Genomic DNA, 25,457 nt, shown 5'->3' with positions numbered 1-25,457 from the left:
AACCGCCTCTCGGAGCGATGCATGCCGATTCAGACCTGGATGCTGTTTGTCGCAGCGTATCTCGCCACGACACTGTCGCCGGGGCCCAACGTGCTGCTCGTCATCCGCAACACGGTGCGCTACGGCACGCACGGCACCGCCGCGACGATCGCGGGCAATCTCGTTGCGCAGGGCGTGGTCGTGCTGCTCGTCGCGCTCGGCGTCGGCGCGGTGCTGGCCGCGATGCCGCCGCTGTTCGTCGCGATGAAGATCGTCGGCGCCGCGTACCTGATGTTCCTCGGTGTCCGGCAACTGCGCGGCGACCGGAAGACCGCCACGTCGAACCGCGAAACGGAACTCGCCGTGCCCGACCGCCGGAAGCTGTTCCGCGAAGCGCTGTTCGTGTCGGGCAGCAATCCGAAGACGATGATCTTCCTGTCGGCGTTCATGCCGCAGTTCATCGTGCACGATCGCCCGCTCGCGCTGCAGTTCGTCGTGATGTACGCGACGATCGCGTGCACCGTCGTGGTGGTTCACAGCGTCTATTCGGCCGGCGTGCGCCGGTTCCATCGCGGCTTCGGCATGAGCCGCGCGATGCGTGCGCTCAAGCGGGCCAGCGGGCTGCTGTTCGTCGGGCTCGGGATCAAGCTGCTGACTGCGCGTCAAGCGTAAGCAGGCGCGCTCCCTTCACGGCCGGTGCGCGGCCAGCGCGGCCGTGATGTTGTCGAACGACGGCCGGGCGTCGACGTCCTCGTTCAGGCAGGCTGCCGCAAGCGCGTCGAGCGCGCGCCTGCCGGCCCAAGCACGCGGTTCGCAGCGCTCGAGCAACTCGCCGAGCAGATAACCGAACGCCCTTACCTCGAGCCGCTCGAACCGGGCGCCGCGCATGCGGTCATTCGCGTCGTAGAGCGACGCCGCACCGAAATCACCGAGCAGCGCGCCGCCTTCGCCGTCGTGCAGGATATTGTGCGCATACAGGTCGCCATGCATGATGCCGCGTGCGTGCAGATGGCCCGCGACCGACGCGATGCCGTGCGCGATCCGCACGGCTGCCGTCGGGTCGAATCTCGCGTCGGCCGCATACACGTCACGCGTGCAGGTCGCGAAGCTCGGCGGCCCGGCGAGATTCGTGAGCGCGGGATCGACCAGTTCCATCACGAGGCCGTGCGTGCCGTCCGGATGCCCGCGCACCTTGCCGATCACCGGGATCATGTTCAGGTGGCGACCCGCGTGCAGGCACGCTGCCATTTCGCAATCGGACAGCCCGTCGCTCGTCACCGAACCCTTGAACAGCTTGACCGCAACCGTCCGCGGCGCATGGCCTACCGCCGTCCATTGCGCGCGGTAAATCACACCCGATGCGCCTTCGCCCAGCTTCTGCCCGCACGCGAGCGACGCCCAGTCGACGTCCGCCACGTCCGGCCCGGCGGACGCCGCGGCCTCCGGCGCCGCGCCGAACGGATTGCCGGCAGCGGCGAGCCACGCGAGTCGCGGCAGGCGCAGCAACCAGTCCGGCAAGTCGTCCAGCCGGTTCGCCGACAGGCGCACCAGTTCGAGCGAACGGCACGCGGCCATCTCGGCCGGCAGCGCGCGCAGCCGGTTGCCGGCGAGCATGAGCTTCTGCAAGCGCGTGCAGTCGCCGATGTCGACGGGCAAAGCGTCGATTTCGTTGTCGGTCAGAATCAGCCAGCGCAGCGCGCGCGGAAGCGCGCCGCGCGGCACCGTGCGGATCCGGTTCGCCTTGAAGCCGATCATGTCGAGTTGCGGGCACGCGCCGAGCACGTCGGGGAATGCGGTGAAGCGGTTGCCGGACGCGAACAGCACGCGCAGGCGATGCAGCCGCGGCAGGTCGTCCGGCAGTGCGGACAGCGCGTTGCCAGTCAGGTCGAGCACTTCGAGCGTGTCGGCGAGGTCGAAGATCTCGCGCGGAAATTCGGTCAGCCCGCATGCGAGCTTCAGTTGCCGTGCGCCCGACAGTTGTCCGGCCTGCAGTTGTTCGAGGGTAGATATCACGGTGGATAGCGGGTGGCGATTGCGATGGTCGTCGGACCGATCGCACGAATTTTACCGGGATCGCTTTCGCGTACACCGCAATCGTGTCACACCCCCTTCACAAACGCGCAAGGTGGCGCTAGAATTGCGCCCCTTGCAGTGCCGACGTGGTGAAATTGGTAGACACGCTATCTTGAGGGGGTAGTGGCGAAAGCTGTGCGAGTTCGAGTCTCGCCGTCGGCACCAGACGCGGTTTTACCGTGTTTCGAGCCTATTCAAAGACCCGCGACAGCGCACGGCTTCGCGGGTTTTTTGTTGTCATCGCGTTCGATACGATGTCGTTGCAGTCCGGGGTAGAGATGCAATTCGCGCTTACCGCTGCATATCGACGAGGATCTTTGCGTTCGCGCCGGACTCGACGCGCTCGTGGGCCTTCGCGATGTCCGACAGCGGAAAAATCTCGACCTGCGGGTGTTGCAGCACCCCTCGCTCCAGCAGCGGGGTGAGCGCATCGATGGCCGCCTGCCTGACGGCGACCGGCAGGTTGTAGACGATAAAGAATCGCAGATTCGCGAAACCGACGATCATCGGCCTGAACGGAACCTCGATCACGCTGGCGCCCGAGCCGTAAATGATCACGTCGCCGCCAAACTTCAACAGCTCGCCATATTTTCCGGCATTTGCCGCGGCGTCGACTTCGATGATGACGTCCACGCCTTTGCCCGACGTCATCTCGCGCACCGTGGCAGTCACATCCTGCACGTTGCGATTGATGACCCACTCGGCACCGAGCCGGGACGCGAGCCGGCACTTCTCGTCGCTGCCGACTACGCCAATGACCCGCGCGCCCGAAAACGCGGCCAACTGGGTCGCGTAGCCGCCTACCGCGCCGGTCGCACCGTAGACCAGCACCGTCTTGCCGAGCAGCCCGCCGCACGCGTACACCGCATACCAGGCCGTCAGCAGCGGAATGCCCAGCGAGGCGCCCGTCTCGGTCGAAACATTGTCGGGCAATAGCGCAACCTGGTCTTCGGGCAACGCGATCAGCTCCGCTGCCGTACCGAACGGCCGACGCCACTGGCCATTGATCGTCCAGACGCGCCGCCCGATCCACTGTTCCGGGACGCCGGCCCCCACCGCCTCGACAATGCCGGCGCCGTCACTGTGAGGAATGACGCGCGGAAACTCCATCGCAGGGCTCGTCATGCCCGATCGCGATTTGACGTCGGAAGGATTCACGCCCGAGTGCGCAATGCGGACGAGGACTTCGCCCGTGCCAGGGGTGGGATCCGGTTCGTCGCCGACGACGAGAACGTCGCGAGCCGGGCCTTTTGACGAATAGTGGGCAGCCTTCATATCGATCGACCTCCAAGCTGGTTCGGTGAAGCGCAGTCGCATCCCTGCCCTGCGGCTCAATGCAATATTGAGCGCACTGTGTGATCCTTTGCTCGTGGACGCGCTTGCAGAAAATTGACGATACCGGCGATCCGCTCCAGACTCGCCGGCTACGCCACTGTACCAATATTGCGCGTGGCCTCGCGCGCCGGTTCGACGAACTGCGTCACGCGCACGTTCGGATCGCGTCGCGGTTTGATATCAGTGGGAAATGGTTTCGCAGGCTGCGCAGGGCGTTGCCTGACCGCGCATCGCGACGGTCCGGCTCACGTCGAATATATTTCGGATAACGATATATTATGTGACGGAAGCACACGCTGCGTCACGGGTAGTGACGACACGTTTCAGGCGTCGGGCATGCCGGCGCCGATCACCCCCGCGCGGAAAGCATCGTGTCGCCAAGCTTCACTTCGCGACGCTTGCGTGGATCTCGGCGATGTAGCCGCCCGGGAACTGGACGATTGCCGCGTTACGTCCGTCGGACGCGAACGGCGGCACGAGCACGGTGACACCGGCCGCCTTGGCTTCCTCCAGCGTGGCGGACAGGTCCGGCACTTGATAACCGGTCATTTCGTGCCCGAACGGGTAAGGCAGGTGGCCATTGGTCACGAGCACGGTGATCTTGCCGAATCCCGATTCGATCCGGACACGGCGATAAGTGCCGTTTGGCTGCCCGATCTCGATACCGGGTGCGTTGGGCACGTCGGACACGACCTTGCCGTTCGACACGAGCCTGCCGGCCGCCTTCACCAGCAGTTCGAGAATCTCGAATGCCCGCGCGCCGATATACCGGGGCTGCCCGTCGACGCAGACTTCGCGGCATTCAAAGGAAACCGTCATCCGCCCGAACGTGTACATGATTCGCACTCGCTTATGCAAGTTGTTAACCTCGGGCTTCTGAAAAAAAGCCGGCCCGTATCGGGGCCGGCGAAGAGGTTCCGGGCAATCCGGGGAGGATAAGTGCCGGAACCAGGGCAACCGCTTATGATCAAAAATCCACGTTACTGTCGCTGGTCCTGTTTCGTCGCGTTTTTCATACGCATGATCCGTTGAGGGGTCCGTTCCGACATGAATCGCAATACGTCGTCGAGTCGGACGTATCCGGTTCCAGCACGATCGATCTCCGAAAAATGGTCGCTGACCAAGCCCCAGCCAGCAGCCTTGGCTTGCTGCCGCGACAAGAGCCCGTTGGGATTGCCGTTGGTCGCGGCGGTGAATCGTTGCGCGATTTGGCTCTCCACGTCCCGCGTAACGGAGTTTTCCGATTGTTTGGGCGGCTGGACCCAGTCTTCTGGCGGGGGCGGCGGTTTCGGCAAATCGTCATAGGCAAATGCCACGCCGATGCTCGACATTGCGACGACAATGGCCGCCGTGCTGGAAACAAGGAAAGTCACGATTTTCATAGCTATCCTCGCTTCGCTTACAGTAGGGAGCCGTCTGCGATACGCGCCGGCGACTGGTAATAGTTGTCGATCGCCTGTTTCAGTGGCACGCGCGACATCTCCGTGTTGTAAATCATATGCCCGCCTTCGAACCACTTGATGGGGATTCGATCAGCCAGATTGACCCCTTCGAGGTCAAGCTCGGTTTGGAAGCCCGGCGTCGCAAGATCCTCGTAGCCGTGGAGAATCAGCAGTTTGGCGTCCGGGTTGGCGGTCAGCACCGCCTGAATGTCCGTAATACTCTGCGGATTAGAAGATTTGCTTCCCGCCCGCTGCCATGTCCAGTTGCGGATCGTTGCGTTGTTGAGCGGTTCGTAGCTTGACCTGGTCTTGTAGTTGACGAAGTCAGGGAAGTACGTCTTGAGTTCGTTGAGGAAGGCTACGTTAATGTAGTCGTCCGCCTCGAAGCTGTTCCCGTTCGGCACCTTCATGCGGGCATCATAGCGGCCGAGGTTATAGCCCGAAACCAGCGTTCCCCTGAACGGCCCCGGCGTATAGTTGAAGCTGCTGCTCCAGGTCGATGCGGGAATGCCGGTATAGTCCGCAATTCGATTCAGTATCGCCTGGCCCGCAGGACTTGCCGCGTACGCATTCCACTTGCCGTTCGGCTTGCCGTTTGAATTGAAGTACGTTTTGAAGGTAGCCTGGAACGTTGTTTTCGCCAGCGCGCGCAACTCGTTGAGATACTGCTCCTGGGTCTGTCCAGCACGCTTCACGGATTTTTTGAAGTAATCGGCCGTCATCGCGTAGGACGGGATATATCCCTCACAGGTCCCCTTGCCGCCCGTCATTTCGCAATTGGAATTGTAGTCAACGAGCGGCGAGTTGAGGATGAATCCCGCCAGGACTTTGGCTGGCTTACCGGATGGGTCGGAAGCATAACCACTGGTACCCGCCTGCTCCAGCAGGTTGGCGACGATTGGCGTGCGGATGCCACCATAGGATTCGCCGTACAAATACTTTGGCGAACTCTGCCGATTGTATTTGTTCGTATAACTGGTGATGAAATCCGCGACCACCTGTGCGTCGATGTCGGTACCCCACAGGTCACCGTTCTTGAATGGGCCGATCGCTGTGGAAAGACCCGTACCCGGCGGATCGACGAAAACGATATCCGACTGATCGAGCAGGGAAATCGCATTGTCCTCAAACGGGAAACCATCGGGCTGCTTTGTCGGGTCAGCCATGTTTGGCGCGTCAGACTTCAGGCGTTTCGGTCCCCACGAGCCCATGTGCAGCCAGATCGAGGCTGATCCGGGCCCTCCGTTCCATAAAAACGTGACCGGGCGATTCTCCTTGGGCAACGCGTCTCGCGTATACGCCGTATAAAAGATCGCCGCTTCAGCTTTCCTGGCAGTTCCGTTTCCGTGATAGGCGATCAAGTGTCCAGCGCGGGCGACATACGGCAGGACCTTGCCGTTGATCGTAATGGTGTGCCGCTTGACCGACGCGTCCTCGTTGATCGCGGATAGCGCGATCGAACCGCCTCTTTTCGTATCGTAGATGTTGGCATCGTCCAGCACCTTGTCGGCAGGTGCGACCTTCGCAAATACAGCCAGCTCGGATTCCACTGACGCGGTGGTCGGGCTCGGCAGCGCAGTCGTCGGTGATGACGGAGCGACAGGCAGTGTGGTCATGCTGCCCAGGGTCGTAGACGATGTGTCATCGCCACCGCATGCGACCAGTGTTGCGGCTGCAAGCGTTGCGATCACGCTCCATGCCGGCATTCTTTTAGTCATTAATTGATCTCCACAACGATTCGATTTAGTTGAAATCTAATCAGTACTCCAAACTATAAAGATCCTCCTCAAAAACCTTCACCATGAACCCCATCGATTCGAGCGTGCCCGAATCGGTTTCCCCTGAGCCTACTGCCGGTAACGCAACCGAATCTTCCGCTACTTCGCCACCATGACCGCCGCAACGTGCGCCTTCGGCACAACCGGCATCTCGAGCGTCGTGTGCGACAAATCGAGCGTAACGAGTGCTGTGCCCTGATAGCCCTCAAGCTTCAACTTGACCTGACTGCCCGGCATCACCGTGAAATCTCGCGGCATCATCTCCAATGAGAAGCCGTAGTCGGTGTTCGGCGCGATTGTTTGCGCGACGTCCAGGCCCTTGTAGAAGCGCGGGTTCGCCCAGCCATATGTGACGTCATGCCCGTCCACCGACAGCGTTGCCTTGATGTTGGTCACCGCGGGTGTGAAGCGACCGCGCATCACCACCCGGATCGCACCCGCGTAGCGGGTCGCGTTCGCGAGGGGTTTCGTCTCATAAGTCACGGCCGCTGCCTTGCTGAAATCGACCGATACAGCCTGCGTGCCGTCCGTCGTGCTCGGCGTCAGCAATCCGCCTACGCGGCCGTTGTCGTGCAGGTAGTAGGACGTATCGACCGTCTTGGGCCATGCGTCTTCCTTGATGAAAAGTTCGCCCGTCGGAATGCAATCCCTCGTGCTGTGATCCGGGTTGTAACAGTGCCCAATCAGTGAATTGCTTGTGTCGCCTGGTTGGGGATTCAGTGTCGCGCCGGACGGGATGTCGCCAGCCGGTGTTTCACGCACGTAGGTGGGTTGCTTCTCGACGCCGTTGTTCACGCCGAACAGATAGCGCGAGTACCACATCAAGATCTGCTTTTGCCACTCCTTCTGCCACGCGGGATCGTTATGATCGCGGCTATGCATCCAAAGCTGAACCGGCTTCCTGGCACGATAGAGCGCGTCGTACAACTGCATCGCGTTCTTCGTCTTCACGTTATTGTCGGCTTGACCCTGCGCGATCAGCGTAGCCGCCTGGATTTGGTCGACGAGCGACAAGGTGTTGCGCAATTTCCAGAAGTCGTTGTACGCGTAAGTGCGGTCGTCGGAATCGGTCACCGCCTTGAGTCGCGCGGGTTCGCAGATCGACGCGCGCGCGGTCGACTGTTGCAGCTGCATGTAGGGACCCAGCTGAATCATGTCCCCCTTGACGCCGTTATAACGGAAATAGTCATAGCCGCTGCTGATGCCGTCCACCGGTACGATGGCCTCGAGCCCCGGCACACCGGTAGCGGCCACCATCGTCGGCAAGGTGCCGCCATAGGAGATCCCTTCCATCGCGACGTGTCCGGTCGACCAGGACGCCGCGACGGGTTGGCCTTGCGCGTCATAGCCCGGTGCAACGGGATCGCCGGTCAACCAGCGCACGACGCTCGCCATTGCCTCGCGCTCGGTGCGATCCATCACTGACCAGCAGCCATCCGATTGGTTGGTGCCGATCGAATCCGCGTAGACGATCGTGAAACCCATCCGCAAGTATTCCGCTTCACCGAGGAATGGCGCACGCTGCTTCGTCGCGTAATCCGGATCAGCGTAATACACCGACGGCCGCACAATGACAGGGGTCTTGAGCCCCTCTGCCACCTCGGCGGGCTGCACGATGCGTAACGCGATCCGGTCCGGCTTGCCATCCTGATCCGTGTCAAACGGCGTTTGCACCATCACGTTCAGCTTGAGCGGCGGGCGCATCGACAGCCAGGGCAGAATCATGCCGTCGTCGACGGTGGGCCCGTCGTGTCCCGGATACAGCGTGGCAAGCTTCGGATAGGGTAGCCCGGTCGGCGAGCGTTCATATTGCGCGCCGACGTCTGCCACCGGCGTAGGTGGCGCAAAGGGTGCCGGCGCGGGTGCCGTCGTCACCGTACCGGGCTGTGTCGTCTGGCTCGGCATGCTTGGCTGATTGACGCCGCTCAACGTGCGCGGCGACGAGGTCTCGTCGTCACCACATCCCGCCAGCTGGACCGCTACCGGTACGAGCAAAATCAGAAGCCGGATGCCACGTATGAAAGATGGATGAATTCCCGCCCGCTGTGTTGTTTCCATATTTTTGTTTAGCGTGTTTATAAGGACTGTTAAATAACATCGATAGAAGCAATGTGAGAATTTGAAGCATTTCAAGAGGAATGAAATGGCATCACATTCGTACGACGCAACCAGCGTCGGCGATGCGTGCCACCAACGTTTCCCGTGCGACGGTGGAGACCCGGATATCGATCTCCTGCATTCCGGCAGTGGCGCGCTGAATGTGGGCAGCTGCGTATATCGGTCACCGCCTTCGTCGCTGCAAGCCCGTCGACGACAGAGCGGAAACCGCGGTACGGCATGCCCGTCCGTGGGTTGAGAGGATTGTAGGAAGCCCAATTCCGCAACGGCGGTAATATTTTGTAATAATATGTCGAGTAACCTTTACCGGATTTCGGAGTGGTCAGTGCAAGTAACGTTCGCGCAAGCGGCTCTCCGCAAACGTTCTTGCCTGAACGACGCCCCGTCAGAGATCCCCGCCGGCGACGCGCCGGATATCGCTCTGAACCATTTCACCCGAACATCGAGCCGTTCGTCGACGACACGATTCCACACTGTCATCCGTTCGCTTTTCCGCTAGTCGGCGATGATTTTCGTGCAGATATGTGCAATGGATGGTGCAAATTTCGTCACATTCCGCCGGAATGTTGCGCAGTATTATCCACTTCGCTTCGGCTACCACGCGTTCGGACTGGGCCTAACCGCGCGCCATTTTCCTGTATTGCCCCTCGTTGACCGATGCCCATCCGAATCCTGCTTGTCGAAGATGACGTCCGTTTATCCGCGCTGATCGTGGACTATCTGCGCAAGCATCAGTACGAGGTGGACACGCTGTTCGGCGGCGCCAACGCCGTCGCCACGATCGTCGCGAGTTGCCCCGATCTGGTGCTTCTCGACATCAACCTGCCGGGCAAGGACGGCTTCGATATTTGCCGCGAGGCACGCACGCACTATGACGGCACCATCATCATGGTGACGGCGCGCGACGAAAAGTTCGACGAGTTGCTCGGCCTGGAACTCGGCGCAGACGACTTTCTCTATAAGCCGATCGAACCACGCATTCTGCTCGCGCGGATCAAGGCGCAATTTCGACGGCTACGAATGCATCCGGACAGTTGCGCGCCCGAAGCGTCCCAGCGATTGGTGTTCGGCAATTTCTCGATCGACCGGACGGATCGCAAGGTTCGCCTTCCTGACGGCAGCGCGCCTCGCCTGACCTCAACCGAATTCGACCTGCTGTGGGCCCTCGCCAGCCGCGCCGGCGAGGTGGTCAGCCGGGAGGACCTGACGCGGCTGTTGCGCCGCATCGAGTTCGATGGCCTCGATCGCTCGATCGACTGTTACATCTCGAAGCTGCGCCGCAAACTGCGTGATGACGCGCTCGAACCGATGCGAATCAAAACGATCCGCTGCAAGGGCTATCAGTTCAGCAAACACGCGTGGGAATAACGCCGAATGCGTGCTGGCGCGTTGCGTCGCATACCACCGGTGCGGCGCACGGCTGCGCACATCGATCGGCTGTCCACCGGCTGTTGCGCGTGTGCCGCCCCTTCCGCGCCGCCGGTCCGCCATCCTCTGCCCTGTGCTCGTACAACGCAGAGGCCTGGGGGTACTGCAAACTCTCGCGGGCTGGCGGACAATGCACGAGCCGCCGCCCAGACGCGCGCGACCCAGCCCGGCCGACCCCGTATCGAGAGCCGGTTCCGCCCTGCGCCACCCAGCGTGCCACCCGACCGTGACCCAGCTCTTGCGTGACCCGGACGATGCGAATCGAATGGATGCCGACTGGCTCGCGCGCGCCAGCCTGTCGAATGCGGTCCGCTCGGGCGACGTGCTGCGGTTCGACCTGATGGACGCCGCGACGGAGCGCGTGTGGTCCGCGTGCCAGACCGGCTGGGAATTCGATCAGCGCTGCCGGCAATTCGAGCACGAATACGCATTGAACGAGACGCTGGAACCCGCGTGGGCGCTTTTGTCGGTTGCGCTGATCCGCGCCGACGGCCCGGTGCTCGTTTATCCGCGCATGGACGTGCATGCGTTCGACTCGCTGGCGGACGGGCAACTGCCGCTCGACCGCTTTCTCGAAGCGGCGATCCATGCCGCGCGCACGCTCGGGGAACTGCACCGGCGCGGCTGGCTGCATGGCGATCTCCAGCCGGCCAGTTTCGTCACCGCACCGGACGGCACGGTGATGCTCCGCTCGTTCGCCCATGCGCGGGAGCGCCGGACGGGAAAAACCGCGGCAGGCACGATGCGCACGGATTTCGCCGTCTACGCTGCGCCCGAAGTGTCGGAAGGCGCATCCGTCGACGAGCGCTCCGACCTGTACGCGTTCGGCATCACGCTGTTCCGCCTGCTGACGGGCGCGATGCCTTACAAGGCCGCGTCGACGTCCGAGTGGGTTCACGCGCACGTCGCCATGCAACCGTCGCCGCCCGCCGCCTTTCGCGACGACGTGCCCGCGATCCTGAGCGACCTGATCCTGAAGCTGATCGGCCGCGAAATTGAAATACGTCGGCTCGACGACGTGTTGGCGGCCGTATCGCAAACCGGCGCGACGGCCATCGTGCTGATCGACGGGCCGGCCGGCGTCGGCAAGACCGCACTGACCGAGCACTTCACGCGCAATGCGCGCGCGGCGTCGCGCACACGAACGTCTGGGCAATTGAAAGCTTCATGGACGAGCTGGCGCACACCGCCGGCATCGATCCCGTCGAGTCCCGGCTGCGGCACATGCAGGATCACCGCGCGCGCCAGGTGATCCAGCTCGTCGCGACCAAGTTCGGCTGGCCGCGGCCGCCGCGCGAACGCAACCGCGGCGTCGGCTTCGCGTTCGGCCGATACAAGAACCTGATGGCCTACGTCGCGATCGCGATCGACATCTCGGTCGTGCCGGAAACCGACCAGGTGACGCTCGATCACGCGGAAGTCGCGGTCGACGCCGGCCAGGTCGTATCGCCGGACGGCATCCGCAACCAGATCGAAGGCGGCATCGTGCAGGCCGCGAGCTGGACACTGTATGAGGCACTGAAATACGATACGCAGCGCATCCGCAGCTTCGACTGGAGCAGCTATCCGATCCTGCGTTTCGGCGCCGCACCGCAAAGCATCAAGGTGCACCTGATCAACCGGCCGGGCGCACCGTTCCTCGGTGCGGCCGAAGCGTCGATGGGGCCGACCGCGGGTGCGCTGGCCAATGCGGTTTTCGATGCGACCGGCCAGCGGCTGCGCGAAATGCCGTTCGCGGGCGACGGGCTCAGGAAGCGCATCGATGCGTAGCGGCACCTCAAAACAACAGCCGCGCCGGCACGCACCGGCGCCGGCAACCAACAGGCTGGAGATTTCCGAACGATGGATACCTTGCTTTCGATGCGCGTATTTACGCGCATCGTCGAGACGGGCAGCTTCACGCGCGCGTCCGACACGACCGGGCTCACGACGCCGCGCGTGTCCGCGCTGCTGAGCGGACTCGAACAGCATCTCGGCTGCCGGCTGCTGAACCGCACCACGCGCCGGATCTCGCTGACCGAGGACGGGCAGGCGTACTACGAACGCTCGGTCGCGGTGCTGCGCGAGATCGACGACATGGAGGCATCGGTGTCGCAAGCGCGCAATGTGCCGCGCGGCCGCCTGAAAGTGAACCTGCCGCCGGCCATGGCGAAGCAGATCATGATACCGGCCCTGCCCGAGTTTCTCGCCGCCCATCCGGGCATCATGGTCGAGCTCGGCGTGACCGATCGCCAGATCGACCTCGTCGGCGAAGGCGTCGACTGCGTGGTGCGGATCGGCGCGCTCGACGATTCGGGCCTGGTCGCGAAACGGATCGGCAGCCTGACGACCTGCACGTGCGCGTCCTCCACGTATCTCGACCGATACGGCGTGCCCGAAACGGTGGACGATCTCGCGCAGCACGTCGCGGTCAGCCACATCTCGGCCGATACGGGCCGGCCGCGCCCGTGGGACTACGTCGTCGACGGCGAAACGCGCATCGTGCAGATGTGCGGCACGGTCGCGGTCAACGATGCCGACGCCTACATCGCGTGCGGCGTCGCGGGCATCGGCTTGATCAGGACCGCGCTGTACCTGGTCGAGCCGTATCTGCAATCGGGGCGCCTGCGCGAGGTGCTGACCGATTTCAACACGCCGCCGCGGCCGATCTCGATCCTGTATCCGCCCAATCGACATACGCCCGTCAAGCTCAAGGTCTTCGTCGACTGGCTCTCGTCGCTGTTCGCGCAGATTCCGACGCTGCAGGGCAAGCGCAGCTGAAGCGCGCAGTCGGAAGGGTCCCCTTGATTTTGCTGCGTTTTACCGGTGTTCGAAGGTCCAGCGGCGACAACGGTTAACGCCCCCAAGCAAGGGGGTTCCGAGTATCGACAAACCCGACAAGACTCGCGCCTGAATTCTAGTTTGCGATTTCCGGCCGCGCCGTTGCTCGTGAAAAGCGATATTCAGTGACCACCATACCCAGAATAATCAACATTGCTCCAATCAAATTTAGACCACTGAGACGATCTCCCGCCAGAAAATATCCGAACAACCCACCAAATACCGGCTCAAGCACGATAATTAGGGCAATCCTACTGGGCGGAGAAGAAATTTGGGCCTTTGTTTGAACGAAAAACCCCAAAGTGGTCCCCAAAACTCCAATTATAACAATCGCCCAAATAGAGGAGCCTGTTTTGGGAAGCGAAAACTCTCCGAACATTACAGACCAGGCGAGGGATGCCAAACCCACTACCAGTATTTGCACCAACGTGATACGACCCGAATGCGCACTCTTGCTTGCTCTCGAAAGAATCACGATGTGGAGTGCAAATGAAGCCGCACAACCCAGAACCAGAATATCCCCAAAATGAACCGACAAGCCTTTTATTGTCAACAACCCAAGCCCGATCGTAGCTATTACTGCACCTATCAACTGCTGCCTCGTCGGATTCAATCTCAAGATCAGAAATGAAAATAACGGCGTGAACACAACCGCCAGGCCTGTGATAAATGCCGCATTAGATGCGGTAGTATATTTAAGACCTGCCGTCTGAAATGCAAATGCACAAAATAGTGCCAATCCGGCATACAGACCGCCAAAAAACTCCTGCTTCGTGAATTTTCCAAGCACCGGAATGACTATAACAACGAGAACAAAGCTCGCCACCAAGAATCGATAGCTATTGAATGCAGACGCACTCAAAGTAGACAGTGCATCATGGATGGCGACGAACGACCACCCCCAAAGCGCCGTTATCCCCACGAGACTGAGCGCCCAAAATCGCTCACTTGATTTCGTTACCGTTCCGGACATTTTTCGCCTCAAAAAAAGTCGAGGTCATCCAATCGAAACCGAGCAGCTCCGGCGAATCGCCCCCACTCACATGGAAGGCATCAACTTGCGCGGCACCTTCAATTTTCCAGTGGCGCTCAACGCGAAGCGGATCTTGTCGAGTATCGCGGCCGACAACCCCATCCCGTCTACCAGTCGCGCGCCTAACGACCGAGTCAGCTGGCGAAGCCAGGCGTGATAGCGCTCTTGGTCGGCACTGCCACCGCCGAAGGCAATCACGGCTCTTCACGCAGAGGGCAAACATTAATCTACTGTTTTATATAAATATTTATTTGAGGCTGCAAGGCAAATTCTGCCAGGCTGAATGGTGTCTAACCGGAAAAACGCACGGGAATCAAAAGCCCCCTCGAAGCCCGCCGTTGAAACCGATCGTCCGCGCCGCCGCGCACACCACATAAATCAAGTGATTTAAGACGCGGTTTAGGACTATTCAGTCGGCTCGATCGAGACTGCTCTCATGGGGCTTCGCTACCCGCGATATCCGCGCCGGAGGCCCGTTTCGAGAGGCGCATCATGAAGATCGCGATCGCCGGCGGCTCCATCACGGGCCTGGCCGCCGCCGTCACGCTGAATTGCATCGGTCACGAGGTCGTCGTCCATGAGCGCCGCGACCGGCGCGTGCCCGATCACGGCGGCGGGGTCGCGGTCCTGCGCCGCATGACGGCCTTTCTCGACGCGCACGGCGGCCAACGACTGTCGATCGCGACAGTCCCGACGCGCCGCCGGCGCTGGATCGACCGCGCGGGCGGAATCGTCGACGACGCGTGCCAATGGCTGCCGTTCTCGTCGTGGGACATCGTCTATCGCGCGCTGTGCGCAATGCTGCCGGACGGGATGATCCGGTACGACAGCCCCGTGACGGTCGAGAACCGCGACCCGGACGGCGTCGACCTGCAGATCGGCACGACGCGCGAACGGGTGGACCTGCTCGTCGCCGCGGAAGGCGCGGGCTCGCGCATCCGCACGGCGCTGTTTCGCAGCTACACACCGCGCTATGCCGGCTACTTCGCCTGACGCGGCGGCGCCGGGCGCGCCACGCGGGTTCGCTACGCGTCGCGCCGCACGGCTCTCGCCGACGCCGAGGTGAATATCGCGTGCCCGACCATGGCCCTCTGGGGCGAGGATTTCCACGCGGTCGGCGAGATGTTCGACATGAAATCCGTCTGGGAAAGCAAGGCGACGAACCTGCGTGCCGAGCCGATCGCGGAGTGCGGACACCTGCCGCAGGAAGAGCAACCGGCAAAGACCCGCGCGGAAGTTCGCAAGGAACTCATTCAAATCGAAAAGGCGGGTTACAAGCCGTCGATGGCCAGAAGTACGCAGTATCCGGAAAACCTGCAGGCTGCCCAGGCGCGCGCGGCGGCGATGAACAACCCGAACACGGGCAACGGCCCGGCACAATGAGCGGCTCGCCGCAGTCCGGGTGCACCACGCCATCCAATACGCAATAGTCTGACGTTCGGCCCGCGGGTGCTCCCCGCGGCGGCCGAGCCCCTCACAGCAGCGGCAGCTTGAGCCGGATATGCTCGGCGAACGCCGCCGTCAGATGCGACGGCCGTTTCCGGTCAAATTTCAGCGTAATTCCTACAGCCGGTAACGGCGGCAACCGCGGATCGCCGTTGACGATCGCAAGGTCGGCCGGCACCGCCGTCTGCGTCATCACCGCGAACGCCTGCCCCGAGCGCACCAGTGCGATCAGCCCCGCGAGACTGCTGCTCGCATACGCGACACGGTAATCCCGGCCGGCGCGGTTCAATGCTTCGCACGCCGCGATGTGGTCGAGCGTGTCGCGATCGGACAGCGCGAGCGGCAGCGGATCGAAATGCGCGGGCTCCAGCCCCGGATAGCCGATCCAGACCAGTTGCTCGCGGCGAATGATGTCGTCGTTCGCTCCATCGTCCGGCAATGAAATCATCGCGAGATCGACCGCGCGCTTCTCGAGTTGTTCGAGCAGCCGCGGCGTCGGCCCGCAGACGATTTCCACGATCGCCTGCGGATGCTGGATCGAAAACTGCCGCAGCAGCGACGGCAGAAACACCTCGGCGTAATCGTCCGGGCACCCGAACCGGATGGTCCCCGACAATCCCGTGCCGCACAGGTCGGCCATCGCCTCGTCGTGCAGCCGCAGGATGCGCTGCGCATGCACGAGCAGCCGCTCGCCCGGGTGGGTCAGCACCACGCCGCGGCCGGTGCGCTGGAACAGCGGCTGGTCGACGATATCCTCGAGCCGCTTCATCTGCTGACTCAGCGCGGACTGCGTGCGCCCGACGCGCGCGGCCGCGCGACTCAGCGCGCGCACCTCGGCGATCACGACGAACGAGCGCAGCAGGTCGATTTCAAGCGAAAGCCCCAAGGTATTAGCCCCTTTTCTAGCTCGCATAAGAACTATTCGTTTCCATCAAACCAGACGCGCGCCTAGACTGCAAGCGATCCCTGCCCCTTGCCCGGAGAAGCCCGATGTCCCTGAACGACGACGCAACCTTCTGGCACAACGCCAGGCAGCACCTGGTCCGCTACGGCGGCACGTTCGAGCCGCTGATCATCGAGCGCGCGAAAGGCAGCTTCGTCTACGACGCGGACGGCCGCGCGATCCTCGATTTCACGTCGGGGCAGATGAGCGCGGTGCTCGGCCACAGCCATCCGGACATCGTCTCCGTCATCAGCGAATACGCGGGCAAGCTCGACCACCTGTTCAGCGGGATGCTGTCGCGGCCGGTCGTCGACCTCGCGACGCGCCTCGCCGACATCACGCCCGACGGGCTCGACCGCGCGCTGCTGCTCAGCACCGGCGCGGAATCGAACGAAGCGGCGATCCGGATGGCGAAGCTCGTCACCGGCAAGTACGAGATCGTCGGCTTCGCGCAGTCGTGGCACGGGATGACGGGCGCGGCCGCATCGGCCACCTACAGCGCCGGCCGCAAGGGCGTCGGCCCGGCCGCCGTCGGCTCGTTCGCGATTCCGGCGCCGTTCACGTACCGGCCGCGCTTCGAGCGCAACGGCACCTACGACTTTCTTGCCGAACTCGACTACGCATTCGACCTGATCGATCGCCAGTCGAGCGGCAACCTCGCCGCGTTCATCGCGGAGCCGATCCTCAGCTCGGGCGGGATCATCGAGTTGCCGGAAGGCTATATGGCGGCACTCAAGCGCAAGTGCGAGGAACGCGGCATGCTGCTGATCCTCGACGAAGCGCAGACCGGCGTCGGACGCACCGGCACGATGTTCGCGTGCCAGCGCGACGGCGTGACGCCCGACATCCTGACGCTGTCGAAAACGCTGGGCGCCGGGCTGCCGCTCGCGGCCATCGTGACGTCCGCGGCGATCGAGGAACGCGCGCACGAACTCGGCTACCTGTTCTACACGACGCACGTATCGGATCCGCTGCCCGCGGCCGTCGGCCTGCGCGTGCTGGACGTGGTGCAGCGCGACGGGCTCGTCGCACGGGCCAACGTGATGGGCGACCGGCTCCGGCGCGGCCTGCTCGACCTGATGGAACGATTCGACTGCATCGGCGACGTGCGCGGACGCGGGCTGCTGCTCGGCGTCGAGATCGTCAAGGATCGCCGGACGAAGGAACCGGCGGACGGCCTCGGCGCGAAGATCACGCGCGAATGCATGAACCTCGGCCTCAGCATGAACATCGTGCAGTTGCCCGGCATGGGCGGCGTGTTCCGCATCGCGCCGCCGCTGACCGTCAGCGAGGAAGAGATCGACCTCGGCCTGTCGCTGCTGGAACAGGCGATCGCACGCGCGCTGTAACGGCGTGAGGTAACACCCTTCCCCGCATGACGCGATCCGTCGCGCCGGTTTGACCGACCGGCACGACGGAAACGCAAACGTGTCGCCCGGATTCCCGCCCGATCAACGCACCCCAGCCGCCCACGCCTCCGCATCCGCACCGGCCGGAATACGCATCGGGCTCGACGGATCGGTCGCCGCGCGCCACACCGCTTCCGTGACATCCTGCGCATGAGTGACCGGCCCCGACGGATCGAGCATGCGCGCGACCGCCTGCCCGACAAACTCCGCATACGCCTCGTGTTCGAAGCCGTGCATGTGCGCACGCGCGTTGTCGCCGAAGCGCGTGTCGGGCGCACGGCCCGGCAGCACGAGATGCGTGCGCACGCCGAACGGTTCGAGTTCGACCGCCATCGATTCGGTGAACGCGTTGACCGCCGCCTTGCTGGCCCGGTACGCGCTGACCAGCGGCAGCGCCTTCAGCGTGATGCTCGACGTGACGTTCACGACCACGCCGGCCCCGCGCCGGCGAAACTGCGGCAGCACCGCCTGTGTGACCGCGATCGTGCCGATCGTGTTGGTCTCGAACAGCGCGCGCACCGTATCGAGCGGCGTGAGTTCGGCCGGCGCGGCCGCGCCGAAGCCCGCGTTGTTGACGAGCACATCGATCGGGCCGGCCGCGTCGATCGCGGCGCGGATGCTGTCCGCGTTCGTCACGTCGAGCGCCAGCACGCGCAGGCGTTCGGACGGCGGCAGCACGTCCTCGCGCGGCGTGCGCATCGTCGCGACGACCTGCCAGTCGCGGGCCAGGAAATGGCGGGCGATTTCGAGGCCGAAGCCGGAGGAACAGCCGGTAATCAGTACGGTCTTCATGCGAACTCCTGGGATGTGTGGGGCATGTGTCCGTACGATAGATGGCCGGATCCGTATTCGCTACAATTGAAAATCCGCTTTTCTTTTGCGAGAGTCCGGCGATGATCGACCCGCTGACCGAAGTCGTGACGCTGCTGCAACCGGGCGCGCGGCACTCCAAGTCCGTTCAATGCGCGAGCCCGTGGTCCGTCAACCGCGCGGTCGCCGGCGAGCCGTTCTATTGCGCGATCCTCGACGGCGGGTGCCGGATCGCGATCGACGGGCACGCGCCGATCGAGCTGCTGCCCGGTGATTTCATCCTGATCCCGGCGGCCTACGGCATCGCGATGTCGAGCCTCGCGCCGCTGCCGCCGGGGGTCAAAACGGGCCCGCCGCTCATGCTCGACAGCGGCGAACACCGGGTCGGCGATCCGGGCAACCCGGTCGACACGCGGATGATGGTCGGCCACTGCAGCTTCGGCTCGCCCGACGCGGCGCTGCTGGTGTCGCTACTCCCCCAATTCGTGCACGTGCGCGGCGAACCGCGGCTGACCACGCTCGTGCAACTGGTGCGCGACGAATCGCGTGCGCAGCGGCCGGCGCGCGAGATCGTGCTGTCGCGCCTGCTGGAAGTGCTGCTGATCGAGGCGTTGCGGTTCACGGCCGGCACGAACGCGTCGCCCGGCCTCGTGCGCGGGCTCGCCGACAGCCGCCTCGCGGCCGCGATCCGCCGGATGCACGAACGCCCCGCGCATCCGTGGACGATCATCGAGCTGGCGAAGGAAGCGGCACTGTCGCGCTCGACGTTCTTCGAACGCTTCAGCCGCGCGGTCGGCGTCGCGCCGATGGAATACCTGCTCACGTGGCGGATGGCGCTCGCGAAGGATCTGCTCCGCCGCAACGAAGGCCGCATCGCCGAGATTGCGGGGCGCGTCGGCTACAGTTCCGCGAGCACGTTCAGCGTCGCGTTCACGCGGCATGTCGGGCGGCCGCCGGCGCAGTACGCGCGTGACGAGCAGGCGGTGGTGAGCAGCGCGTGACAGACGTCCGGCGCTAGTCGTCCGCCTCTCAGTTCAGCGCACGGCTTTCCCCGCCTCCGTGGCCGACTGCCCGGAAATCGTGGTCGCAACTGAAGACGCTGCGCTGAGCCGAACGTGTCCGGGTGTGAGCCGATTTCGCGTGGCGCATCGCATGGCGACACCTGTTTTCGCCTCGCTGCAATCCGCGCTGCATGTTGGCCGGTATAAACGACAACCCGATACACACGGTTTCGCCAATACCACCAACATGTCAAATCGACGCATCTCCGGTGATGCTTCCGGCCAGTGGCACAACTATGCCGAAGCATCAGGGCCCGCCGAGAGCGGCAACCACCCTGCGCCGTCCTCCAGCCGGCGTACCAACGCCAGCCAGTTTGGCGACCTCGCCCCTTTCCGGGAAGCCATCCAGCATCCGCCAACCCTTCCACCCGGCATGGTGAACGGATCGTCTACCGAATGGCTCCACGCCTACCGGGACTCCGGCGATCCCGGCGAGCGCATGCTGGCCCGCGAGATCGCATCGGCCATTCAGAGTGGCACGTTAAGACTGGGCAATCCCGCATCGCAAAGCGCCACGAGGTCGCAATACGGGCAGAAGCTTCAAACGACACCTGACGATGTCACGATCGTAGCCAACTTCAGACTGCGCGCCGACGGACGCTTCGACCTCATCGCCGCATTCATGCGAGATTCTGCGACCCCGAACAGCAGAGTCACCATCACTGCGCGCCCGAACGCCGCGGATCCCGGAACGTCGGTGGAACGTCAGTCTTCTGACCCGTTGCAACCCGCTGCCCCTGCATTTTCCGCACAGGTCAGCCAAGGCATGAACAGGATCGTGAACGAACTGGCGCGCTGGGACCAGCGGACGGCACGCACCCGGATCGAAACCAAACTCCGCTCCGTACCGGCCGACCAGCAACACATTCTGCTCATGCATTTGAATAAGCAACTCTCCGGAAGTGCGAGCAATGCAAAGCCGTCCATCATCCAGACTTGGGCTGAGAACACGTCAGTCGACACAGTCATAGCGGAGCGCGATATGCGGACTGATCGTGAGCGTGAACTACAAAATGCGATCGCGACCCAGAACAGGGATCCTCGATTCACGAAACCTCGTGATGAAATACTGGCCATGCTGTCTCCTGCCGAAAGGAAAGCGGCAGCAGCGACCTCGATAAACGGACGAACAAAGTACCGTAGCCCGTTGTATTTTGGCGTTTTTCGCGACAGCCGGGGGCCGGTGGCTGCGATCAACGATATCCGCGCGTTGATCGAGACAATTCCCGAATATCAACGCCTCCAGGCCATCGTTGATTGGGATCCTAAATAAAATGGCATGACATCAGATGATGAGGGCGAGAGGGTCATTGAACCGTCGATTCAGCGGTGAACCAGCACGTTGACGAGCTTGCCGAACGGATCGCGCACGTAGAACCGCCGCACGCCCCACGGCTCATCGACCGGGCCGTATTCGACGGAAATGCCCGCCTCATGCACACGCGCGAGCGCTTCGTCGAGATCGTCGACCTCGATCGACAGGTCGGGCGTCGGCGTGCCCGACCCGCCTTGCGATGCAAAGCTGATCTGCACGTCCATCTGCTCGGCATTGCCGTAGGTCGCGATCCAGCCGTGGTCCATCAGCAAGTCGAGACCGAATATCTGCTGATAGAAACGCTTTGCGTCGTCGACTGATCGTGTGTCGATATTGGCGACGATCCGTTTGACTTTCATCGGGTTCCTCCGCGAGCCGGGTCGTATCGCGAAGCTACACCGGAACCGCCCGCGCAACCAGCGGCTCAGCGCCCGGCCGCCTCCATTTCCGCGCGCCGGGCTCGCGTGGCCCGCTCGCCCGGCTTGCTGGCCAGCCACACGCCGATCGCGACAACAACGATGCCGAGGTAAGTCGACAGCTGGATGCTGTCACCGAACATCCACGCGGCCCAGGTCAGCGTCACGGGCGGTTCGAGATAGACGAGGGTCGCCACGCGCGTCGCGGGCATGCGCTTGAGCAGTGCCCACAACGTCAGGTACGCCATGAAGGTCGAGAATACCGTCAACCACACGACGGACACCCAGACATTCGGCTGGGTCGGCACGTGCAGGTCACCCGTGACGATCCCGCACACCGCGAACAGGACGAGGCTGACGCCCCCCTGCACGAACAGCGGCAGAAACAGCCCGTCCTCGTTGCTGCGCGCGGCCGTCAGCGCGCGCCGCCGCTGATAGATCGTCGCGACCGACAGCCCCAGCGCGGAAACCAGCGGCAGGATGTACATGACGATGCTGACCGACCCGGTCGGCAGCGCGTATTGCCCGCTGATCACGATGCCCACGCCGACGAATCCGGCGACGAGCCCGACCCACTGTCGCACCCCGCTGCGCTCGCTGCCCTCCAGCGTCGTCATCGCCGCCGTGATGAGCGGTTGCAATGCGGCGATGACCGCCGCGATGCCCGGCGGCAGGCCATGCTGAATGGCCACGTAGACGCAGCTCAGATACAGGAACTGCGACAGGAAGCCGATCACCGCGTGATAGCGGATTTTTTCCAGCGTCAGGCGCCCGAGCTGCCGGTTGAGGACGATCGCCAGGCACAGCGTCACGAGCAGGAAACGCCAGAACAACAGGTTGAACGCGCCGGCCGTCTCCGCGCCGAGCTTCGCGCCGATGAAGCCCGAACTCCACGACAACACGAAAACAAGCTGGATCAGGAATAGCTGCATGGGCGAAGGCGCTCAGGATGTTGCCATGGACAAGCGGGTGTCTTTCAGGTCCTCGGCCCGGATCGGTGCGAGCCCGAGGCGGTGGTACTGCATCTCGGCGTCGTCCCTGAGGCTGCGCCGCAGGGCCAGCCAGTTGACGATGGTGCGCGGAATGCCGTCGTCCGACGCGAGATGCCAGAAGCCGTTATCGTCCTCGCGCGTGTACGGGCAATGGAACGACAGCACCAGCGACATGCGACGCCCCGCCGTTACCGGTTCGACGCCATGGAACAGCTTGCTGCCGTAGATAAGCAGCGCGTCGCCCGCCCTGTCCAGGCTCGCCGTCTTCACATGCTTGCGCGCCTGGTCATGCCGGTCGAACGTCTCGGCAGTCGATTCGTAGAACAGAAAGTTGCCGCCGGCATAGTCGGATCGATCCGACAGCACGATATTCAGCACGAAGCTGGTGCCGTCCGTGTGCCACATGCCCACCTGTTCCTTGCCGTCGTGCTGCGCCGTCGGATAGTAATAGTTGAACTGCGACCGCGCATTGACCATCGGATACGGGATCAGCGGCGCGCCGGCGAGACGCGACAGCCTCAACAGGAACGCGCGGTCGTGCATCATGTCGTCGATGAACCGTGAGCGGTTCGTCACCGCGCGTACCCGCTTCGAGATGATCCAGTTGCTGCTCGACGCGCTGCCTTCCAGCGCCCGGCCGATCTCGCGCAACGCGGCGATCGCCTCGTCGGTGAACAGCCCGCGCAGGCTGCACACCGCATTGAGCGCGCTCGTGCGCGTGCCGCGCATCGGCTCGTCGCCGTAGCCGAGATCGTCGAGGTTGCGGCGATATCGCAACTCGTAGCCGTCGCGCAGGCAATCGCTCGTCCAGCGCATCGGTTCCGTCGACGCGTCCAGCGTGCCGTCGACATTCGCGCCGCCGGCGAGCGAGGTCTGCCACGCAAGCCTCACCCGGTCGAACCCGCGCGCAAACACCGGCAATGCATTCCCCTTGTTCATCGTGTGCCTCGCTTTCGCCGTTGCGGCGTTCAGCCCTTGAACTGGGCGATCTGGTACACGACGCTGCCATCCCCGCTGCGCAGCTCGTCGATCACGCGGCAATTGCCGTGACTGGCACGCACGTGGCGAAATTGCTCCGGCGTGTATTTCAGGCAGATGTTGGTGATCAGATGCCCGTCGGCGCCGGCTTTCGACACCGGCTGCAACGTGACCGCGACATGGAACTGGTCGCCGAGCAGGTTAAGGCGGACGATCGAAACATGATGCTCGCCGAGCGGCTCGAAGCCCTGCTGCCGGCTGACGATTTCGGAAAACCGCACCATGTTCTCGTTCCGGTAGAAGTTGTAGATCGGCTCTTCGCGGCCATCGACGAGCAGTTGCATCTCCGACACGACGTAGGTCGACTTGCCGCCGAGATTGCGAATCAGCCGGCCGATCGTCACGGGCAATTCATTGCCCTCCTGGAAACCGAGCATCGTGATCAAGGTCACGTCCTGGCCCAGGTCGATGTGATCCCACTGCACGTTCCGATAATCGTCGGCGATGTAGTTGAAGCAGCCGGGCGTCTTCAGGAACGGCATGATCGCGTGCCGCATCGCGTCTTCCGACGACTCGTTGATGTCGACGGCCGTGTAGCGCAAATGGTCCGGCCCGCCGCCGCTGACGGCCTTCATCAGTTCGGTCGTCTTGACCGGCTCCGGCCCGAGTTCGATGTAGTGCACATCACGGCCGCGCGACAACGTCGCAAGACGTTCGCTCAACGCGCCGATCGCTTCCCGCAACGACCCCTTGCCGTCGCGGTCCGCGCACAGCGCCGGACTCCGCACGCCCAGTTCGTTCAGGTTCCGCATCAGCGAAAAGACTTCGCGCCCCGCCTCCCTGCGCCGCGCGCCATCGTCATGCCGCGTCAGCGTCGAATACTTTTCGTGATTCTCGACCGTCCATACCGACTCCGCCTTCAGCTTCCTGTCCCGCACCAGCGCATCTACGACAAAATCATTGATAGACATGAAATCGTTCCCCGGATACGTGTCACGCTTGATCGACCTGCCTGCATTCGTCTGCCTGTTGACCCGAGGATAGGGACGCTTAATAATTCCGTCAATCGACATTACGTGAATCACTAATTCGGAAAATCAGAATCATGCCGCGCACCCTGGACGTCGATCTGCTGCGTACCTTCCACGCCGTCGCGAAGCTCGGCCGCTTCAAGGACGCGGCCGTCTATGTGAACCGCAGTCCGTCGTCGGTCACGGCCCAGATTCAGAAGCTGGAAGAGATGGTTGCGCAGCGCTTGTTCACGCGAAACAACCAGTCGGTCGAACTCACGCAGTACGGCCACAAGCTGCTCGGCGACACCACGGAATTCCTGTTGAGCCACGATCGGCTCGTCGAATCGCTGTCGCCGCAGATGCTGACCGGCAAGCTGCGGCTCGGCATCCCCGATTCGTACGCGGCGCACTTCATGGCCGAGTTCCTGCCGCGCTTTGCCGCCGACCGGCCGTTGCTCGAACTGACGGTCGAAGCGCGCTCCAGCGAGGAACTGCAGTTGCTGTTCGCGCGCGGCCAGCTGGACATCACGATCGCCGTGGTACCGAAGGCGCTGCCGCATGGCGAGCTGCTCAGCAAGACCCATCCGGTCTGGGTGGCCGCGCGGACGTTCAAGTTCAACCCCGACGCGCCGCTGCCGATCGCGGTGCAATTGCAGGGATGCCCGTACCGGGACACTGCGCTGAACGCGCTGAAGAAGGAGCGGATCGCGCACCGGATGCTGCTCGAGAGCGCGAGTTCGCCGGCGGTCGAAGCCTGTATCGCCAACGGCCTCGCGGTCGGCCTGATCGAGCACGATCGCGTGTCCGGCAACCTGACGAGCCACGTCGCGGGCATCGTGCTGCCCGATCTGCCGCCGCACTTGATCTACATCCTGACCGACGACGGCAATCGCGCCGCGCTGCATCTGCGCGACGTGCTGAAGAGCACGTTCAGGATCGGACAATGAAAACAGGGCCTCGAAAGGCCCTGTAATTGGTCAGTTCTGGCGGGACCGTCGAATGTAGCCGATTTGACTACGATCGAAGCCGAATTGGCTACAAACCGCCTGCCGACCACCGTGCCGACAT

General features: G+C 63.1%; 22 protein-coding genes, 1 tRNA gene and 3 pseudogenes. 13 read left to right on the top strand and 13 right to left on the bottom strand.

The genetic code is table 11. The annotated features are described in order from the left end of the window. The first annotated feature begins 21 nt into the window (after positions 1-21). Positions 22-651: a LysE family translocator gene (locus VL15_RS04815; RefSeq protein WP_048243512.1), complete on the top strand. Its 630-nt coding sequence runs from the start codon at positions 22-24 to the stop codon at positions 649-651. A 15-nt stretch (positions 652-666) separates the two neighbouring features. Here VL15_RS04815 and VL15_RS04810 read toward each other — a convergent pair whose 3' ends face one another. Then, a complete protein-coding gene (locus tag VL15_RS04810) occupies positions 667-1,992 on the bottom strand; it encodes a leucine-rich repeat-containing protein kinase family protein (protein ID WP_048243509.1) in 1,326 nt (441 codons plus the stop codon). A gap of 140 nt (positions 1,993-2,132) precedes the next feature. Here VL15_RS04810 and VL15_RS04805 point away from each other — a divergent pair. Beyond that, positions 2,133-2,217 (top strand) — tRNA-Leu (locus tag VL15_RS04805). Positions 2,218-2,343: 126 nt separating this feature from the next. Here VL15_RS04805 and VL15_RS04800 read toward each other — a convergent pair. From VL15_RS04800 to VL15_RS04780, 5 genes and pseudogenes are all read right to left on the bottom strand, one after another. Further along, on the bottom strand, positions 2,344-3,327 hold the full coding sequence (locus tag VL15_RS04800; RefSeq protein WP_048243503.1) for an NADPH:quinone reductase: 984 nt from the start codon (positions 3,325-3,327) through the stop codon (positions 2,344-2,346). A gap of 444 nt (positions 3,328-3,771) precedes the next feature. Beyond that, a pseudogene (locus tag VL15_RS04795) lies at positions 3,772-4,092 on the bottom strand (glyoxalase); the annotation flags it as partial. 275 nt (positions 4,093-4,367) lie between these two features. Next, positions 4,368-4,769, bottom strand: coding sequence for a hypothetical protein (locus tag VL15_RS04790; protein WP_048243497.1), 402 nt, complete (start codon positions 4,767-4,769; stop codon positions 4,368-4,370). A 17-nt stretch (positions 4,770-4,786) separates the two neighbouring features. Further along, positions 4,787-6,547, bottom strand: a complete 1,761-nt coding sequence (locus tag VL15_RS04785; protein ID WP_048243489.1) for a S10 family serine carboxypeptidase-like protein — start codon at positions 6,545-6,547, stop codon at positions 4,787-4,789. A 159-nt stretch (positions 6,548-6,706) separates the two neighbouring features. Further along, entirely contained in the window at positions 6,707-8,665 is a 1,959-nt protein-coding gene (locus VL15_RS04780; protein ID WP_080970719.1) for a Xaa-Pro dipeptidyl-peptidase, read from the bottom strand. A 717-nt stretch (positions 8,666-9,382) separates the two neighbouring features. Here VL15_RS04780 and VL15_RS04775 point away from each other — a divergent pair. The 4 genes and pseudogenes from VL15_RS04775 to VL15_RS04760 all read left to right on the top strand — a co-directional run bounded on the left by VL15_RS04775 (position 9,383) and on the right by VL15_RS04760 (position 12,913). After that, positions 9,383-10,093 carry a response regulator gene (locus VL15_RS04775; protein ID WP_048243482.1) on the top strand — a complete coding sequence of 237 codons (711 nt, stop codon included), beginning with the start codon at positions 9,383-9,385 and terminating at the stop codon, positions 10,091-10,093. Further along, on the top strand, positions 10,017-11,405 hold the full coding sequence (locus VL15_RS43670) for a protein kinase domain-containing protein (protein WP_080970718.1): 1,389 nt from the start codon (positions 10,017-10,019) through the stop codon (positions 11,403-11,405). The genes VL15_RS04775 and VL15_RS43670 overlap by 77 nt, the downstream gene beginning before the upstream one ends. Beyond that, positions 11,288-11,923 (top strand): annotated as a pseudogene (locus VL15_RS04765) (molybdopterin cofactor-binding domain-containing protein); the annotation flags it as partial. The gene VL15_RS43670 and the pseudogene VL15_RS04765, both read left to right, overlap by 118 nt. A 72-nt stretch (positions 11,924-11,995) precedes the next feature. Then, a complete protein-coding gene (locus VL15_RS04760) occupies positions 11,996-12,913 on the top strand; it encodes a LysR family transcriptional regulator (RefSeq protein WP_048243470.1) in 918 nt (305 codons plus the stop codon). Positions 12,914-13,049: 136 nt separating this feature from the next. On the opposite strand, the gene VL15_RS39590 is transcribed toward VL15_RS04760, so the two are convergent. After that, positions 13,050-13,946: a DMT family transporter gene (locus tag VL15_RS39590; protein ID WP_080970724.1), complete on the bottom strand. Its 897-nt coding sequence runs from the start codon at positions 13,944-13,946 to the stop codon at positions 13,050-13,052. A gap of 19 nt (positions 13,947-13,965) precedes the next feature. On the opposite strand from VL15_RS39590, the pseudogene VL15_RS39585 reads away from it, so the two are divergent. The 3 genes and pseudogenes from VL15_RS39585 to VL15_RS04745 form a co-directional block, all read left to right on the top strand. Next, positions 13,966-14,163: pseudogene (locus VL15_RS39585) on the top strand (hypothetical protein); the annotation flags it as partial. A 335-nt stretch (positions 14,164-14,498) separates the two neighbouring features. Continuing rightward, positions 14,499-14,999 (top strand): hypothetical protein, encoded by a 501-nt coding sequence (locus VL15_RS04750; protein WP_048243645.1) that lies wholly within the window; start codon positions 14,499-14,501, stop codon positions 14,997-14,999. Positions 15,000-15,089: 90 nt separating this feature from the next. Beyond that, positions 15,090-15,389, top strand: a complete 300-nt coding sequence (locus VL15_RS04745; RefSeq protein WP_048243460.1) for a DUF4148 domain-containing protein — start codon at positions 15,090-15,092, stop codon at positions 15,387-15,389. Between the two features lie 91 nt (positions 15,390-15,480). Here the strand turns inward: VL15_RS04745 and VL15_RS04740 are convergent, their stop codons facing one another. Beyond that, a complete protein-coding gene (locus VL15_RS04740) occupies positions 15,481-16,365 on the bottom strand; it encodes a LysR family transcriptional regulator (RefSeq protein ID WP_196319541.1) in 885 nt (294 codons plus the stop codon). Between the two features lie 77 nt (positions 16,366-16,442). Here VL15_RS04740 and VL15_RS04735 point away from each other — a divergent pair, with 77 nt between their 5' ends. Continuing rightward, complete coding sequence (locus VL15_RS04735; RefSeq protein WP_048243456.1) at positions 16,443-17,744, top strand: aspartate aminotransferase family protein; 1,302 nt, start codon at positions 16,443-16,445, stop codon at positions 17,742-17,744. A gap of 102 nt (positions 17,745-17,846) precedes the next feature. Here the strand turns inward: VL15_RS04735 and VL15_RS04730 are convergent, their stop codons facing one another. Continuing rightward, positions 17,847-18,596, bottom strand: coding sequence for an SDR family oxidoreductase (locus VL15_RS04730; RefSeq protein ID WP_048243454.1), 750 nt, complete (start codon positions 18,594-18,596; stop codon positions 17,847-17,849). 41 nt (positions 18,597-18,637) lie between these two features. Between VL15_RS04730 and VL15_RS04725 the strand changes: the two genes are divergently transcribed. Both VL15_RS04725 and VL15_RS04720 read left to right on the top strand, forming a co-directional pair. Next, positions 18,638-19,615: an AraC family transcriptional regulator gene (locus tag VL15_RS04725; RefSeq protein ID WP_048243452.1), complete on the top strand. Its 978-nt coding sequence runs from the start codon at positions 18,638-18,640 to the stop codon at positions 19,613-19,615. A gap of 151 nt (positions 19,616-19,766) precedes the next feature. Beyond that, on the top strand, positions 19,767-20,948 hold the full coding sequence (locus VL15_RS04720; protein WP_155420120.1) for a hypothetical protein: 1,182 nt from the start codon (positions 19,767-19,769) through the stop codon (positions 20,946-20,948). A gap of 50 nt (positions 20,949-20,998) precedes the next feature. Here VL15_RS04720 and VL15_RS04715 read toward each other — a convergent pair whose 3' ends face one another. The 4 genes from VL15_RS04715 to VL15_RS04700 form a co-directional block, all read right to left on the bottom strand. Then, positions 20,999-21,349, bottom strand: coding sequence for a VOC family protein (locus tag VL15_RS04715; protein ID WP_048243447.1), 351 nt, complete (start codon positions 21,347-21,349; stop codon positions 20,999-21,001). 65 nt (positions 21,350-21,414) lie between these two features. Beyond that, positions 21,415-22,338 carry a DMT family transporter gene (locus VL15_RS04710; RefSeq protein ID WP_048243445.1) on the bottom strand — a complete coding sequence of 308 codons (924 nt, stop codon included), beginning with the start codon at positions 22,336-22,338 and terminating at the stop codon, positions 21,415-21,417. A gap of 12 nt (positions 22,339-22,350) precedes the next feature. Beyond that, positions 22,351-23,337 (bottom strand): 2OG-Fe(II) oxygenase, encoded by a 987-nt coding sequence (locus tag VL15_RS04705; RefSeq protein WP_048243444.1) that lies wholly within the window; start codon positions 23,335-23,337, stop codon positions 22,351-22,353. 29 nt (positions 23,338-23,366) lie between these two features. Then, the gene (locus tag VL15_RS04700) at positions 23,367-24,347 is read right to left on the bottom strand and encodes a hypothetical protein (protein WP_048243441.1); all 981 of its coding nucleotides are present in this window, start codon (positions 24,345-24,347) and stop codon (positions 23,367-23,369) included. 134 nt (positions 24,348-24,481) lie between these two features. On the opposite strand from VL15_RS04700, the gene VL15_RS04695 reads away from it, so the two are divergent. Further along, on the top strand, positions 24,482-25,336 hold the full coding sequence (locus VL15_RS04695) for a LysR substrate-binding domain-containing protein (RefSeq protein WP_048243439.1): 855 nt from the start codon (positions 24,482-24,484) through the stop codon (positions 25,334-25,336). The last annotated feature ends 121 nt before the right edge of the window (positions 25,337-25,457 follow it).

The organism is Burkholderia cepacia (assembly GCF_001039005.1).
Classification (GTDB): domain Bacteria; phylum Pseudomonadota; class Gammaproteobacteria; order Burkholderiales; family Burkholderiaceae; genus Burkholderia; species Burkholderia theae.
Note: the sequence above shows the minus strand (reverse complement) of the source record. Positions and strands in the feature narration are given on the sequence as shown.

What these genes read in the sequence shown, in the direction of transcription:
- VL15_RS04815 (WP_048243512.1), top strand. Translation starts at nt 22, where the DNA reads ATGCCGATTCAGACCTGGATGCTGTTTGTCGCAGCGTATCTCGCCACG.
- VL15_RS04800 (WP_048243503.1), bottom strand. Translation starts at nt 3,327, where the DNA reads ATGAAGGCTGCCCACTATTCGTCAAAAGGCCCGGCTCGCGACGTTCTC.
- VL15_RS04790 (WP_048243497.1), bottom strand. Translation starts at nt 4,769, where the DNA reads ATGAAAATCGTGACTTTCCTTGTTTCCAGCACGGCGGCCATTGTCGTC.
- VL15_RS04785 (WP_048243489.1), bottom strand. Translation starts at nt 6,547, where the DNA reads ATGACTAAAAGAATGCCGGCATGGAGCGTGATCGCAACGCTTGCAGCC.
- VL15_RS04780 (WP_080970719.1), bottom strand. Translation starts at nt 8,665, where the DNA reads ATGGAAACAACACAGCGGGCGGGAATTCATCCATCTTTCATACGTGGC.
- VL15_RS04775 (WP_048243482.1), top strand. Translation starts at nt 9,383, where the DNA reads ATGCCCATCCGAATCCTGCTTGTCGAAGATGACGTCCGTTTATCCGCG.
- VL15_RS43670 (WP_080970718.1), top strand. Translation starts at nt 10,017, where the DNA reads ATGACGCGCTCGAACCGATGCGAATCAAAACGATCCGCTGCAAGGGCT.
- VL15_RS04760 (WP_048243470.1), top strand. Translation starts at nt 11,996, where the DNA reads ATGGATACCTTGCTTTCGATGCGCGTATTTACGCGCATCGTCGAGACG.
- VL15_RS39590 (WP_080970724.1), bottom strand. Translation starts at nt 13,946, where the DNA reads ATGTCCGGAACGGTAACGAAATCAAGTGAGCGATTTTGGGCGCTCAGT.
- VL15_RS04750 (WP_048243645.1), top strand. Translation starts at nt 14,499, where the DNA reads ATGAAGATCGCGATCGCCGGCGGCTCCATCACGGGCCTGGCCGCCGCC.
- VL15_RS04745 (WP_048243460.1), top strand. Translation starts at nt 15,090, where the DNA reads ATGGCCCTCTGGGGCGAGGATTTCCACGCGGTCGGCGAGATGTTCGAC.
- VL15_RS04740 (WP_196319541.1), bottom strand. Translation starts at nt 16,365, where the DNA reads ATGCGAGCTAGAAAAGGGGCTAATACCTTGGGGCTTTCGCTTGAAATC.
- VL15_RS04735 (WP_048243456.1), top strand. Translation starts at nt 16,443, where the DNA reads ATGTCCCTGAACGACGACGCAACCTTCTGGCACAACGCCAGGCAGCAC.
- VL15_RS04730 (WP_048243454.1), bottom strand. Translation starts at nt 18,596, where the DNA reads ATGAAGACCGTACTGATTACCGGCTGTTCCTCCGGCTTCGGCCTCGAA.
- VL15_RS04725 (WP_048243452.1), top strand. Translation starts at nt 18,638, where the DNA reads ATGGCCGGATCCGTATTCGCTACAATTGAAAATCCGCTTTTCTTTTGC.
- VL15_RS04720 (WP_155420120.1), top strand. Translation starts at nt 19,767, where the DNA reads ATGGCGACACCTGTTTTCGCCTCGCTGCAATCCGCGCTGCATGTTGGC.
- VL15_RS04715 (WP_048243447.1), bottom strand. Translation starts at nt 21,349, where the DNA reads ATGAAAGTCAAACGGATCGTCGCCAATATCGACACACGATCAGTCGAC.
- VL15_RS04710 (WP_048243445.1), bottom strand. Translation starts at nt 22,338, where the DNA reads ATGCAGCTATTCCTGATCCAGCTTGTTTTCGTGTTGTCGTGGAGTTCG.
- VL15_RS04705 (WP_048243444.1), bottom strand. Translation starts at nt 23,337, where the DNA reads ATGAACAAGGGGAATGCATTGCCGGTGTTTGCGCGCGGGTTCGACCGG.
- VL15_RS04700 (WP_048243441.1), bottom strand. Translation starts at nt 24,347, where the DNA reads ATGTCTATCAATGATTTTGTCGTAGATGCGCTGGTGCGGGACAGGAAG.
- VL15_RS04695 (WP_048243439.1), top strand. Translation starts at nt 24,482, where the DNA reads ATGCCGCGCACCCTGGACGTCGATCTGCTGCGTACCTTCCACGCCGTC.